Consider the following 14,451-nt stretch of genomic DNA (forward strand, 5'->3'; position numbering starts at 1 on the left):
CTGCATGGAGAACGAAGAAGAGAGTACGATTCGCACATGGTCGAATGATTCGTATCGATATCCGAAAAGATCGGCGACTAGGCGCTATTTAATCTCCGCGATTGTCGGAGTTGTCATTGTTTATTTATTGTTTTTTGTAAGACTTCCTTTTTTTATATTCATGCCAGGGACAGCGGAAGAAATTAAACCAATGGTAACGATCCCCAAAGGCTCTGATGCCGAAAAGGGGACTCTGATGCTAACCACGGTACGAGTTGCCGATGCCAACATGGTGAATTATTTAATCGGTCTCGTACATCCTTATGAAGAGATTCAGCCCAAAACGAGTGTTTTACGTAAAGGTGAGTCGGAACAAGAGTACTCACAGCGCCAAGAGTATGTTATGTTGACATCCCAAGCGAGTGCTATTCAAGCGGCCTACACGCAAGCGAAAATTCCCTTTCATATCAATCATGAAGGGGTTATGGTACTCCAGACGCTGCCTGGCCTATCGGGAGAAAAGGTTCTCAAACCGGGAGATGTGCTTTTAAAAGCTGGAGATAAAGAAGTGAAGGTCGCCCAAGATTTATTGGACTCACTTAAAGGTAAAAAAGCTGGAGAAACAATTGTTATTACGTATTCGAGAAAACAAGTCGAGCAGCAAGCTACGCTGACGCTTGGTGCGCTTCCTAAGCAGGAAGGGGAGCAGGGCGAGCCGCGGGCAGGCATCGGTGTTGTACCGGCGGATATGCAGGCTGTAAAAGCAGACCAAGAGGATCAACAAGTATCCATTAAGGCTGGTGAGATCGGCGGTCCTTCGGCGGGATTAATGTTCTCCTTAGAGATTTACAATCAACTCGTGGAAGATGATATCACCAAGGGTTATCGCATTGCAGGGACAGGAACGATTGAAAGCGACGGCACTGTAGGTCCAATTGGCGGTATACAGCATAAGATCATTGCCGCGGATCGGGAAAAGGCCGATTATTTCTTTGCACCAAAAGATATGACTTATAAAGATGGTACCAAAATCGAGAATTACACAGCAGCTGTTGAGAGAGCCAATCAAATTAAGACCAAAATGAAAATTGTCGAAATCGGCACAATGGAAGATGCGCTCAAATTTCTAGCAGCATTGCCTCCGAAATAAGCTAGATCTAGTAAAAACAATATAATTTAAATTGACAAAAGGCATACAAACTAGATATAATAATCTTTGTTTGTTTGGGGTGAAAAAAACATGCAAATTCGTTTTAGAGAGCTATCTCTTAAAGGGCAGGTTCATATGACTGAAGAATTGGCCTTGACCGATCCGTTTGAAGGACGTCAAGATATCCTTGGTCATGGTCCCGTACACGTTGATCTTCAAGCCGTGTATGAAGATGGAGCAGCAAAAGTTAACGGTACGTTAAAGCTAGACTTGGAGTTAATTTGTTCACGATGCTTATCGCACACTAACCAAACAATCGAACTTCCTTTTGAGGAAGTCTTCATGCAAAAACCAGAAGAAGAAGATCCGGATCTAGACGAGGATATTCATTTAGTGGTTGGAGATAAAGTCGATTTAGAGCCTTACGTTGTAGAAAATGTAGTGGTCGGTTTACCGTACATACCACTTTGTGACGAAGCGTGCAAAGGTCTCTGTCCCGTGTGCGGAGAGAATCGCAATCAACGTGATTGCGGCTGTAAGCAGGAGAAGATTGATCCTAGGCTTGCAGGTCTCGCGGACTTTTTTAACAAAGAATAAGGCATCGTTGAAATTCGTATAAGGAGGTGTTTTGAATATGGCAGTACCTCAAAGAAGAACGTCCAAAACTCGTCGCGACAAGCGCCGTACTCACTTTAAATTGGAAGTTCCAGGCATGGTGAAATGTGAACAATGTGGAGAACTGAAGCTAGCACACCGTGTGTGCAAGTCTTGCGGAACTTACAAAGGTAGAGAGATCGTAAAAGCATAAGATTGGACATAGTACTTCATCCTAGTGTGAGGTGCTATTTTTTTTGCTTTCTTTTTGGCTATAAATTTAATATACTACAGTTTAGTATCTGGTAATAAGATGAGATCTCACGAGATAAGGTGGTGCTCGCCATCGAACGCCTTCCTAAACGACAAAGGCAGCAGCAATTGCTTCAAGCCATTGAAGCTAACCCTTTTATGACAGACGAGGAACTGATGCGAACGTTTCAGGTCAGTATTCAAACCGTTCGCTTGGATCGGTTGGAACTCGGCATTCCTGAGCTGCGGGAACGAATGAAGCATATGGCTGTCAAAACGTACGATCATGTACGCTCACTGCCAATTGATGAAATAATTGGAGAAGTGATTGATTTACAGCTGGATCAAAGCGGTATCTCGATTTTTGAAATTAAAGAAGATCATGTTTTCTCAAGAACCAAAATTGCAAGAGGACATCATATTTTCTCGCAAGCGAACTCCCTGGCGGTTGCCGTCATCGACGATCCCATAGCTTTAACAGCTTCTGCAGACATTCGTTTTATTCGTTCTGTAAAGCTCGGAGAGAAATGTATCGCCAAAGCCTATGTGCGTTCCGTTTCCAAAGGGAAAGCAAGAGTTGAGGTGTTTTCATATGTTGGCGATGAAACGGTTTTTCGAGGCAACTTTGTGATCTTTCATTCGAAGAAAGAGCAACATCTAGATAGGGAGGACAAGCTGCATGCGAATCGCGATTGATGCAATGGGTGGCGACAATGCCCCTAAAATCGTAGTGGAAGGTGCACTCGCAGCGGCCAAAGAATGGAAGGATGTTCATATCATTCTGGTCGGCAACAGCGCCGCGATTGAAGCGCACCTCACAGAAAGGCCAGCGAACTTAACTATCCATCATACGGAAGAAGTCATTGAAGCAGAAGATGAGCCCGTTAAGGCCGTTCGCCGCAAAAAAGACGCTTCCATGGTGGTAGCAGGAAGGCTGGTACGTGAGAAGAAAGCGGAAGCCATGATTTCCGCAGGGAATACAGGTGCTTTGATGACGACAGGATTGCTAGTCGTAGGAAGAATTCCAGGGATTGAACGTCCTGCACTAGCGCCAATGATTCCTACCATGGATGGAAACGGTGTGCTTGCACTCGATCTGGGAGCTAATATGGATGCCACAGCTGAACAGCTGATTCAATACGCCATTATGGGCAGTATTTACCGCTCCAAAGTACATGGTATCGCCAAGCCTCGAGTAGGCCTGCTGAATGTGGGTACAGAAGCGACCAAAGGGAATGAATTAACGAAAGCGGCGTATCCTTTAATGGAACAAGCTCCTATTCATTTTGTGGGAAATGTCGAATCCTCTCAAGTGCTTCGTGCCAAATGCGATGTCATCGTGTGCGATGGATTTGCGGGAAATATCATGCTGAAATCATTGGAAGGCGCTGCGTCTACTATTTTCTCAGCACTGAAACAAGAGTTTACCAAAACCTTTTTCACTAAATTTGCAGCGGCTGTCTTGAAACCAGGACTTACACAATTCCGCAAAAAGTTGGATTATAACGAACATGGGGCTGCCCCGTTTTTAGGTATTGATGGATTGGTCCTAAAAAGCCATGGCTCCTCCGATGCGAATGCCATTAAAAATGCAGTTCGTCAAGCGAGAATTGCCTTACAAAATGATTTGGTTGGCACGATATCTGCCGAAATTAGCCACGGGAAGAGAGATATAACAACATGAACTTAATACCGGTTGGGGTACTCGGAACGGGTAAATATGTACCAGAACGAATTTTAACAAATCAAGAATTAGAAACCATGGTCGAAACGAATGATGAGTGGATCGTGACTAGAACGGGTATACGTGAGAGAAGAATAGCATCAGAAGTACAAGCTACATCTGATCTTTGTTATGAAGCCGCTCTAATTGCCCTGACTAATGCAGGGATTACGGCAGACCAACTTGATTTAATTATAGTAGCGACGATTACACCTGATATGGCATTCCCTTCAACGGCATGTATTCTCCAAGAAAAGCTGGGAGCCAAAAGAGCAGCAGCTTTTGACTTGTCAGCAGCTTGTTCAGGCTTCGTATATGGACTAGCTAATGCCTCTAACTTCATTGCTACAGGTACATATAAACATGCACTTATCATTGGCGCTGATTGTTTATCCAAAATTACTGACTATACAGACCGAAACACTTGCATTCTTTTTGGCGATGGCGCTGGAGCCGTTGTTATTGGGGAAGTGCCTGAACATAGAGGTTTCAAATCGTTTGAGTTGGGTGCTGATGGCACAGGAGGTCCGCTCCTGAAAATTGAAGGTGGCGGGTCACGCTATCCTTCCTCACAAGCCTCCATCGATCAACGTTTGCACTACATTTACATGGCCGGAGCTGAAGTTTTCAAATTTGCCGTCCGGATCATGGGCAATGCAGCTGATGAAGCGCTGCGCAAAGCAGGCTGGGAAAAAACAGACATCGATCTGCTTGTACCGCACCAAGCGAATATGAGAATCATTCAAGCTTCTCTAAATCGTCTTGAACTGACTGACGACAAATGCATGATCAACCTAGACAAGTACGGTAACATGTCCGCCGCCTCTATCCCGGTAGCTCTCGCTGAAGCAGTTGAGCAGGGCAGATTGAATGAAGGCGACCGTCTCGTGCTAGTCGGCTTCGGCGGCGGCTTAACGTGGGGCGCTGCTGCCTTGGTTTGGTAGTCTTTTGCTATCAGCACTATCCCCAAGGCTCAGTGGTCAGGAAAAGGACCATCTTTTGCTCTTTTCCACGGAACAGAGGTCATGCTGGATAAATGAACGATCGATTGTAAGTCTTACAACTGATAGAGTTTCCGAGTGATATTATTGGCACTATCCCTAAGGCTCAGTTGACTAGAAAAAGACCATTCTTTTCTTCTCCACGGAACCGAGGGTAGCGCTGGATAAATGAACAATCGATTGTAAGTCTTACAACTAGTAAGAGTTTTTCGAGTGATGCTATTCGCACTATCCCCGAGACTCAGTAAACAAAATGAGTGGGCGCTGTTAAAGTTAATAAAGAACTTAAGAACTTAAGAACTAAAAAACTGAGCCAAGGGGATAGTGTCAATAAGGGTGGTTGAATAATAGTCGCCTGGCAAATTAATGGAATTTTAAGTAAAAATACATAATTAATTACTGAAAATTATCGCGGAAGGGGATCCTTTTCTCGTATGGGTAAAATAGCATTTGTATTTCCAGGTCAAGGCTCGCAATCCGTGGGTATGGGGTATGATTTATACACGAATCATCCTGCAGCTAGAGCTTATTTTGAGCGCGCTAACGAAGCGCTAGGCTTTTCGTTATCTGATCTGATCTTCCAAGGTCCAGAGGACCAATTGAAGATCACATATCACACGCAGCCTGCGCTGCTGACAACAAGCATCGCTTGTCTGGAAGCGTTCAAGGCTGCGGGCATTAAACCAGACTATGTCGCTGGACATAGTCTTGGTGAATACAGCGCGCTGGTCGCAGCGGGCGTGCTTGCGTTCGAAGACGCGGTCCGCACCGTGCGGGCCCGCGGAGAGTTCATGGAACAGGCCGTCCCTGGCGGTCTGGGTGCCATGGCAGCCGTGCTGGGAGCCGAGCGCGAAGCGCTTGCGGAACTATGCACGGCTATCACAAGCGGCGGCTCCGTCGTGGAGCTCGCCAATGTGAACTGCCCGGGACAGATTGTCGTCTCGGGCAGTAAAGAGGGCGTTGCAGCGGTTGTTGAACGCTGCAAAGAAGCTGGAGCGAAGCGTGCAATACCGCTCGAGGTGAGCGGGCCGTTTCACTCTTCACTCATGAAGCCTGCCTCGCAGCGCCTCGCAGAGGTGCTTGCGTCGATCGAGATGAGTGATGCAGCCGTGCCCGTTGTAGCCAACGTAACGGCTCGTCCTGTCACGCAGCCTGGCGATATTCGCGGGCTGCTCGTGGAGCAAGTGTACTCCCCCGTATTATGGGAGGACACTATTGTTTATCTGATCGGCCAAGGCGTCGATACGTTCATTGAGCTTGGCTCGGGAACGGTTCTCGCCGGTCTGATCAAAAAGGTAGACAAAACGGTGAAAACCGTGTCGATCGGTAGCCTAGAAGCTTTGGAAAAGTACATGCAGGAGGTACACAATCATGTTAACGGGTAAGGTGGCACTGGTAACGGGGGCATCTCGAGGTATTGGCCGAGCGATTGCCTTGCATTTGGCTGAGCATGGCGCTGATGTTGTTGTGAACTATGCAGGAAGTGAAGCTGCTGCTGGAGAAGTTGTTACGCAGATTGAAGCGATGGGACGCAAAGCTATTAAGCTGCGTGCCGACGTAAGCAGTTTTCAGGAAGCTGATGATTTAGTGAAGCAAACGCTAGAAAGTTTTGGTAAAATTGATATTCTTGTGAATAATGCTGGCATAACAAGAGACAATTTAATCATGCGGATGAAGGAAGAAGAGTTCGATCAAGTCATCGCTACAAATCTTAAGGGTGTGTTCAACTGTGTAAAAGCCGTTACTCGCCCGATGATGAAACAGCGTTTCGGTCGAATTATTAATATATCTTCTGTAGTGGGTGTGCTCGGTAACCCGGGTCAGGCCAACTATGTAGCAGCAAAAGCAGGCGTTATTGGCTTAACCAAAGCGACTGCGAGAGAACTATCCTCTCGAGGTATTACCGTGAATGCGGTAGCGCCAGGTTTCATCGAAACCGATATGACGGACAAGTTGTCATCCGAGATGCGAGAGCAAATGTTGAAGCAAATTCCACTGGAACGCCTTGGCCAACCTGAGGAAATTGCAAAGGTTGTTCGCTTCCTAGCATCAGACGATGCGTCCTACATGACAGGCCAAACACTCCATGTGGATGGCGGCATGTACATGTAAGTTTTACCAGAAAGAGAATCTCAAAATTGACTACTGGCAATCTGTCAGAGATTCTCGTATAATACCAAAGAGGAGGTGAACCGGATGTCCGACGTATTGGATCGTGTTAAACGAATTGTTGTCGATCGTCTAGGGGTTGATGAAGCTGAAGTCACCCTCGAAGCATCTTTCAAAGAAGATCTAGGTGCTGATTCTCTCGATGTAGTTGAATTAGTAATGGAATTAGAAGATGAGTTCGATTTAGAAATTTCCGATGAAGATGCTGAGAAGATTACGACTGTAGGAGAAGTTACGAATTACATAAAATCTCATACGTAATAGTCTACCGAGTCCCGTTTCTAATCAAGACGGGACTTTCTCTCCATTTTCAAACAATAAAAAATGATGCTTTACTACATAGAAGGTGGTACAAATGAACAGAGTTGTAATTACAGGTATGGGCGTAGTTACTGCCCTTGGTCAAGATTTAGAAACGTTTTGGGGCAATCTGACTTCCGGTCAATCCGGAATCAGTTTGATCGAGAATTTTGATGTCAGCGAGTACCCGACTCGTATTGCTGCTGAGGTTAAAGATTTTAATATTGAGAATTATGTAGATCGTAAGGATTCTCGTCGGATGGATCGTTTCGTTCAATTCGCTGTAGCTGGTGCGATTAATGCGCTAAAAGATGCGAATTTGAATGTGAAGGAAGATACGGATCCTGAACGCGTGGGCGTATCGGTAGGATCAGGAATTGGCGGTTTGAACACGTGGGAAGAACAGCATAGAATTCTTTTGGAGAAGGGTCCGAAACGCGTATCTCCTTTCTTTATTCCGATGATGATTGCGAATATGGCATCTGGTCAAGTTTCAATGATCACAGGGGCAAAAGGACCGAACTCCACGGCAGTTACTGCCTGTGCGACAGGTACACACTCCATTGGTGATTCGTTCAAAATGATTCAACGTGGTGATGCTGACGTAATGATTTGCGGCGGTGCTGAGGCAACGATTACACCAATTGGTGTGGCTGGCTTCTGTGCTTTGCGTGCAATGTCAACTCGTAATGAAGAGCCTCATTTGGCTAGCCGCCCGTTTGATACAGACCGCGATGGTTTTGTCATGGGTGAAGGAGCAGGCGTGATGATTTTGGAATCGCTTGAACATGCGCAGAAGCGTGGGGCACGCATCTATGCCGAAGTGATTGGTTATGGGATGAGCGGTGATGCTTATCACATGACAGATCCAGATCCGGACGGGGCAGCACGTTGTATGGTCAAAGCGATTAAAGACGCGGGCATTAGCCCAGAGTCGATTTCTTACATCAATGCTCATGGAACTTCTACGTCAGTAGGAGATAGATCGGAGACTACGGCTATTAAGAAAGCTTTAGGCGATCACGCCTACAAAGTAGCTGTTAGCTCGACGAAATCAATGACGGGCCATCTACTTGGCGCTGCAGGCGGTGTAGAAGCTGTTATCTGTGGTTTAACCATTTCTAATAGCTTAATTGCACCAACAATCAATTTGGTCAACCAAGACCCTGAATGTGATTTGGATTATGTGCCAAACACAGCTCGTGAAGCAAAGGTTGACATTGCGATGTCGAACTCGTTTGGTTTTGGTGGACATAATGCAACGATTATCTTGAAAAGGTTTGAAGCATAATTTGCCTTCCTACGAAGAAAGATAACGGAATATCATTCTCTCTGGGTGGTGAATAAAGGCAATGAACCGTGATATTAAAGAATTGCAGCAGCGAATTGGGATTTCATTTCGGAAAAAAGAGCTGCTTCAGCAAGCTTTTACCCATTCTTCTTATGTCAATGAACATCGTATTGCTGGGCATAAAGATAACGAGCGACTGGAGTTTCTAGGGGATGCTGTCCTCGAACTAACGGTTTCGGAATTTTTATATGATTCTTATCCAGGGCGTTCAGAAGGTGAATTGACTAAGCTCAGGGCGTCTATCGTTTGTGAGCCGTCACTTGTTACGTTTGCTGAAGATTTGGATTTCGGTGCTTTTGTATTACTCGGTAAAGGGGAAGAGTTAACTGGAGGGCGGTCACGCCCGGCGCTCCTTGCCGACGTTTTCGAGTCCTTTGTTGGTGCTTTATACCTTGATCAAGGCTTGGATATCGTAAAAGGTTTTCTCAAAAAGCACGTTTTCGCAAAAATCTCCAGTGAAGGTAAGTTGCTAATTATTGATTACAAGACTCTATTGCAGGAGCATACCCAACATCACAATATGGGTTCATTGGAATACCGCATTGTGAATGAACGAGGGCCTGCTCACGAACGTGAGTTTGTAGCTGAAGTGCACATGGATGCCGACCTTCTGGGAACCGGAGCAGGACGTTCCAAGAAAGAAGCGGAACAGCAGGCTGCTGCTGGAGCTTTGTCGAAATTGAATGTGACCGTTCAGCGGTAATGCATATGGCTTAAAGGGGCGGCTGCGGCCGCCTTTTTGTTTTTTTCTCTTATTTTTATAAGGGATATGTTACAATAATTTCTGAGGTGAGACCATGTTTTTGAAGCGGATTGAATTATCCGGGTTTAAGTCTTTCGCTGACCGTACGGAACTGGAATTTGTACGCGGTATTACCGCGGTTGTAGGCCCAAACGGCAGTGGAAAAAGCAATATTTCGGACGGTATCCGCTGGGTATTAGGTGAGCAAAGTGCAAAGTCCTTACGTGGCGGTAAAATGGAAGATGTTATTTTTGCAGGCAGTGATGCACGCCGAGCAGTCAATTATGGGGAAGTCTCGTTGACGCTTGATAATACGTCGCAATCCCTTCCACTTGATTTCAATGAAGTGACGGTTACTCGCAGAGTGCACCGCAGTGGGGAAAGTGAGTATTTAATTAATAAGCAGCCCTGCCGCCTGAAAGACATAACGGAATTGTTCATGGACACAGGGATAGGGAAAGAAGCTTATTCGATTATTGGGCAAGGCCGTATTGAAGAAATTTTAAGTACGAAATCGGAAGATCGTCGAGGGATCTTTGAAGAGGCTTCGGGGATTGTTAAATATAAATCACGTAAACGTGAAGCTGAGAAGAAATTGAGTGACACCGAGCAAAATTTGCTGCGGATTCACGACTTGGTTTCTGAGCTTGAGGATCAAGTCGAACCGCTTCGCGAGCAGTCTGAGAAGGCGGTTCGTTATAAAGAGCTTCGGGAGACGCTGAAAAGCAGTGAGATTGCTATGTATGTACATCAGATTGATCAGATTTACATCTCATGGAATGATGCGAAGCAGCTGCTAGAGAAGCTAGTCAAGGAACAAACAGAGCTTTCTACGATTGTGAATCAGCATGATGCGCACTTGGAGAAGCATCGATGGGAAACTCGCAGGTTAGAGGAGGAGCTGGAAAAGCTTCAAGAAAGTCTACTCCAGCTGAGCGAAGATTTCGAGAAGTGCGAAGGGCATGGCGAAGTGCTCAAAGAGCGTAATAAGAATTACTTGGCCAATCATCAGCAGCTAAGCACGACTATCGCTATGCAAGAGCAGCGTAAAATAGATAAAGAAGATGAGCTGAGCCAGCAGCGAGAGAAAATCATCCAAATTGGCGCCCAGCTATTTGAGTTTCAAGCGAAGCTGACCGCGGAAGAACAGCGGTTACTTGGGGTTAATGGCGGTATTAGCTCCTCACCTGAAGATCAGTTGAAAGGCGAATTGCTGGAAACACTGAACCGAATGGCTCAGGCAAGGAACGAGATTCGTTACGCTGAGCAGCAAACGGAAAGTATCGGCCGTCGTTTGGAAAGGCTTGATGAAGAACGTCAGAAATGGGCGGAACAGCGCGAGAAGATTTCGATCCGTAAGCAGGAATTGACGGCTAAATTGGAACAAACGGTTAGTGAAATTGAGAATGAACGACAAAGGTATGTACAGTTAACCCAAAGCTTGAAAAGCAAGCAAGGGTTGCTCGATGAAGCACAAGGCATGGTCCGCAAATGGGAGCAGAAGCTGGATGCGTTGACCTCCCGCCGCGACACGATGAAAGAGATGGCCAACGATTACGATGGCTTCATGCAGGGTGTTAAAGAAGTTCTAAAAGCGAAGAGCCGTAAGGATTTGCGTGGTATTCGCGGGGCCGTAGCCGAACTTGTTAAGGTACCTGCAGACGTTGAGATTGCGATTGAGACGGCGCTCGGCGGCGCCTTACAAAATATCGTTGTCGAGACTGAAGCGGATGGACGTGAAGCCATTGCCTTCTTGAAACGCCGTCAAATGGGACGAGCTACGTTCCTGCCTATGAATGTTATTCGCGGACGCTCGATTTCCGACAGTGAGCTTAGTGCTTTAAAATCTTCCAAAGGTTTTGTCGGCCTTGCGGTTGATCTCGTTTCATTTGAGTCCACCTACCAGAACATCTTCTCAAGCCTGCTTGGGAATGTTGTTGTGGCGCAGAGTCTAGAAGATGCGAACCATATTGCTGCTAAGGCACAGTATCGCTATCGGGTTGTGACGCTGGAAGGTGACGTCGTGAACCCTGGTGGTTCGATGACAGGCGGAAGCTTGCAGAAGAAATCAACGAATCTGCTTGGACGTCAACGCCAAATTGAGGAGCTGGATCAGGAGATTAAAACTTCTGAGCAGCAGCTCAGCGGTTTGCGCAGCCAATCCAGCGTAATGAAGCGCGAGATTACGGATGATATGATGACGATCGAACAGCTCCGTCAGCAGGGTGAGCAAAAACGTATTACCGAGCAGCAAATTCGGGCAGAATTGAATCCGCTTGAGTCCGAAAGCCGCACGGTTGAAGAACAGTTAACGCTGGATAGTCAAGATCGAGGTTCGCTGCTTGAAGAGCAGGCCGATCTTGGACGGAAGAAAGTCGAGTCCGAAGCAGCGCTGGCTGAACTGCAGGAAGAAGAAGCTTCCTTACAGAAAGCGATTCGCGATGCCGAACACTCCCGTAAAGCGAGTGAGTCGGAGAAGGAAGAACTTCAAAGCCAGTTGACGGATTTGAAAGTCAAGGTTGCTTCTATTTCGCAAGAGAAACAGTCACTCCAAGATCAACAGCGTCGACTGCAGCAGGATCTCGGCGAAGCTGAGCGGGAAATGGAAATGAACCGCGGTCTGCTTAAGCAGTTGGAGCAAGATATGGCAGCACTGGATCAAGAAACTGTACTTCAAGTTGAATTACTTAATGATCTCAAAATAAAGAAGCAGCAATGCTCAGAAAAAATTGATTTCAAACGTGCTGAGCGAGCTGATTGGTTACATAAGCTCGAGCAAGGAGAGAATGAGACCCGGACGCAACGTATTCAGCTGAAACAGGTTGAAGAAAGTCTGCATCAAACTGAGGTTCGTGTTACTCGATTGGATGTTGAGCTAGAAAACCTGCTGAAGAAGCTAGGGGAAGAATATGAGCTTAGCTATGAGTTAGCAAAAGAGCGCTATCCAGTTCCTGAGGATATCCAAGGTACGCAGGGCAAAGTGCGTGAACTTAAACGCGAAATCGCTTCTCTTGGTGATGTGAACCTCGGTGCTATTGAAGAATATGCGCGGGTCTCAGAGCGCTATGAATTTTTAGACTCTCAGAAAAATGACTTGATCGAAGCCAAAACCACGCTTTATCAGGTCATCCGTGAAATGGATCAAGAAATGTCCAAACGATTTAAGACCACCTTTGATGCGATCCGCTCACACTTTGGCGTCGTATTTGCTAAATTGTTCGGTGGTGGCCGTGCGGATTTGATTCTATCTGAGCCGGAGAATATGCTGGATACAGGTATTGAGATCGTTGCGCAACCGCCTGGTAAAAAGCTGCAAAATCTTCAGCTTCTTTCAGGTGGAGAGCGAGCTCTCACAGCGATTGCACTGCTTTTCTCGATTATACGCGTAAAGCCGGTTCCATTCTGTGTACTAGATGAGGTAGAAGCTGCTTTGGACGAAGCGAACGTATCTCGTTTTGCCGAATACTTGCGCGAGTTCTCTGAGATGACGCAATTTATCGTAGTTACGCACCGTAAGGGGACGATGGAGGAAGCGGATGTGCTGTATGGTGTAACGATGCAAGAAGGCGGTGTCTCCAAGCTCGTGTCCGTTCGTTTAGAGGATGAAGAAGCCGCAATGTCCGCATCATAATTAAGTTGAATGTTATTTTATTAGGAGGAACCATGAGCTTTTTTAAACGATTAAAAGAAAGTATTTCCAGTAAGGCCGAAGCGGTCACGAATAAGTTCAAAGAAGGACTAACGAAAACAAGAGACGCCTTCGTCGATCGTGTGGATGATTTATTTAGCCGCCGCAAGAAGATAGATGAAGACTTTTATGAAGAGCTTGAAGAAATTCTAATTGGCGCTGATGTGGGTGTGAATACAGTGCTTAAGCTCATCGATCAGCTTCGCGCCGAGGTGAAGAAACGCAAAATTGAAGATCCCGCGGAGCTTCAGCCGATCCTTTCCGAAAAGTTGATTGAGCTATTAAAAGGTGACGCTGATGCAGGACTGAAATTAAATCCAAATGGTTTATCCGTCATTTTGTTTGTTGGTGTGAACGGAGTAGGGAAGACAACGACAATCGGTAAGATGGCACACATGTTTAAATCTCAAGGAAAAAAAGTATTAATGGCTGCAGGTGATACATTCCGTGCCGGTGCAATTGAGCAGTTGGAAACTTGGGGCGAGCGTGTTGGTGTTGATGTGATTAAACAGCAATCTGGCTCCGACCCTGCAGCCGTCATGTTTGATGCGGTGCAGGCAGCGAAAACGCGTGGTGTAGACATCTTGTTATGTGATACAGCGGGTCGTTTGCAAAACAAAGTGAATTTGATGGAGGAACTGAATAAGATCTATCGCGTTATCCAGCGTGAAGTTCCAGATGCTCCTCATGAGGTAATTCTCGTTTTAGATGCAACTACGGGACAAAATGCACTCAGCCAAGCCAAGCTTTTTGGTGATAAAACAGGACTGACGGGGTTGGTGCTTTCCAAGCTCGATGGTACGGCCAAAGGCGGTATCGTTGTAGCGATCCGTCAAGAGTTATCACTTCCTGTGAAATTCGTTGGCCTCGGGGAGAAAATGGATGATCTTCAGCCCTTTGATTCCGAACAGTTCGTACACGCCCTCTTTGGCAAATGGATCGGCGAGGATAAAGAAGAAAATGCTTAATCTTTTTCTTCTCTAATATGTGAAAAATTCTCCTCAGCCTTTTGTTGGTTAGAGGGGGATTTTTTGTTCATTACTGACAAGGTTAAATGCTTGACATTCATCTTGGAATTCAGTATGATAGGTTCTGTTGTGCTGCTGTCAAGCGTGCAACCTTTACGGAGGTGGATCATGTCTATCGATCAAATGCTTGAGAAAACGAATCGCGTTAACTTGCTATTTGATTTCTATGAACCGCTGTTGACCGATAAACAGAGAACGTTCCTCCAACTGTATTTTCATGATGATTACTCACTCGGAGAGATCGCTGAGAATTTTGAAATTAGCCGCCAGGCGGTTTATGAACATATTAAACGTGCAGAGTCAACTCTTCAGGATTATGAGAGTAAATTGCATCTGGTACATAAGCACGAACAACGCATGAAGCTGCGTGCGGAACTGGTTCAGGTGCTTGATGATTGCGAACCGGAGCTAAAGAGGAAAACGACGGAGCTTTTTGATACAATAGTAGGGATCGATTAAAACATAGAAAGTCCA

Annotated in this window: 14 protein-coding genes; all 14 read left to right on the plus strand. The window is 46.0% G+C overall.

Annotated features, from left to right (window positions below; translation table 11 throughout):
• The first annotated feature begins 4 nt into the window (after positions 1-4).
• The 14 genes from QFZ78_RS02105 to QFZ78_RS02170 all read left to right on the plus strand — a co-directional run bounded on the left by QFZ78_RS02105 (position 5) and on the right by QFZ78_RS02170 (position 14,436).
• Positions 5-1,129: a SepM family pheromone-processing serine protease gene (locus QFZ78_RS02105; RefSeq protein ID WP_307545034.1), complete on the plus strand. Its 1,125-nt coding sequence runs from the start codon at positions 5-7 to the stop codon at positions 1,127-1,129.
• A 90-nt stretch (positions 1,130-1,219) separates the two neighbouring features.
• Positions 1,220-1,726, plus strand: a complete 507-nt coding sequence (locus QFZ78_RS02110) for a YceD family protein (protein ID WP_307545035.1) — start codon at positions 1,220-1,222, stop codon at positions 1,724-1,726.
• Between the two features lie 37 nt (positions 1,727-1,763).
• Positions 1,764-1,937, plus strand: coding sequence for a 50S ribosomal protein L32 (gene rpmF, locus QFZ78_RS02115; RefSeq protein WP_029195321.1), 174 nt, complete (start codon positions 1,764-1,766; stop codon positions 1,935-1,937).
• A gap of 119 nt (positions 1,938-2,056) precedes the next feature.
• On the plus strand, positions 2,057-2,671 hold the full coding sequence (gene fapR, locus QFZ78_RS02120) for a transcription factor FapR (protein ID WP_047672754.1): 615 nt from the start codon (positions 2,057-2,059) through the stop codon (positions 2,669-2,671).
• Positions 2,655-3,659, plus strand: coding sequence for a phosphate acyltransferase PlsX (gene plsX / locus QFZ78_RS02125; protein ID WP_307545038.1), 1,005 nt, complete (start codon positions 2,655-2,657; stop codon positions 3,657-3,659). Before fapR ends, plsX begins: the two co-directional genes overlap by 17 nt.
• Complete coding sequence (locus tag QFZ78_RS02130; protein ID WP_307545040.1) at positions 3,656-4,642, plus strand: beta-ketoacyl-ACP synthase III; 987 nt, start codon at positions 3,656-3,658, stop codon at positions 4,640-4,642. Before plsX ends, QFZ78_RS02130 begins: the two co-directional genes overlap by 4 nt.
• A gap of 491 nt (positions 4,643-5,133) precedes the next feature.
• Entirely contained in the window at positions 5,134-6,084 is a 951-nt protein-coding gene (fabD, locus tag QFZ78_RS02135; RefSeq protein WP_307545042.1) for an ACP S-malonyltransferase, read from the plus strand.
• Positions 6,071-6,811, plus strand: a complete 741-nt coding sequence (gene fabG / locus QFZ78_RS02140) for a 3-oxoacyl-[acyl-carrier-protein] reductase (protein WP_307545043.1) — start codon at positions 6,071-6,073, stop codon at positions 6,809-6,811. Before fabD ends, fabG begins: the two co-directional genes overlap by 14 nt.
• A gap of 84 nt (positions 6,812-6,895) precedes the next feature.
• On the plus strand, positions 6,896-7,129 hold the full coding sequence (gene acpP, locus QFZ78_RS02145; protein ID WP_028558238.1) for an acyl carrier protein: 234 nt from the start codon (positions 6,896-6,898) through the stop codon (positions 7,127-7,129).
• A gap of 94 nt (positions 7,130-7,223) precedes the next feature.
• Positions 7,224-8,459 carry a beta-ketoacyl-ACP synthase II gene (gene fabF / locus QFZ78_RS02150; RefSeq protein ID WP_307545045.1) on the plus strand — a complete coding sequence of 412 codons (1,236 nt, stop codon included), beginning with the start codon at positions 7,224-7,226 and terminating at the stop codon, positions 8,457-8,459.
• 61 nt (positions 8,460-8,520) lie between these two features.
• Complete coding sequence (rnc, locus tag QFZ78_RS02155; protein ID WP_307545048.1) at positions 8,521-9,222, plus strand: ribonuclease III; 702 nt, start codon at positions 8,521-8,523, stop codon at positions 9,220-9,222.
• A 94-nt stretch (positions 9,223-9,316) separates the two neighbouring features.
• Positions 9,317-12,892: a chromosome segregation protein SMC gene (gene smc / locus QFZ78_RS02160; RefSeq protein ID WP_307545050.1), complete on the plus strand. Its 3,576-nt coding sequence runs from the start codon at positions 9,317-9,319 to the stop codon at positions 12,890-12,892.
• A gap of 32 nt (positions 12,893-12,924) precedes the next feature.
• Positions 12,925-13,917 carry a signal recognition particle-docking protein FtsY gene (ftsY, locus tag QFZ78_RS02165; RefSeq protein WP_307545052.1) on the plus strand — a complete coding sequence of 331 codons (993 nt, stop codon included), beginning with the start codon at positions 12,925-12,927 and terminating at the stop codon, positions 13,915-13,917.
• Between the two features lie 168 nt (positions 13,918-14,085).
• Positions 14,086-14,436, plus strand: a complete 351-nt coding sequence (locus QFZ78_RS02170; protein ID WP_307545054.1) for a putative DNA-binding protein — start codon at positions 14,086-14,088, stop codon at positions 14,434-14,436.
• Positions 14,437-14,451: the final 15 nt, after the last annotated feature.

The sequence above is a fragment of the Paenibacillus sp. V4I5 genome (genome assembly GCF_030817255.1).
In the GTDB taxonomy this organism is placed as follows: Bacteria; Bacillota; Bacilli; order Paenibacillales; family NBRC-103111; genus Paenibacillus_E.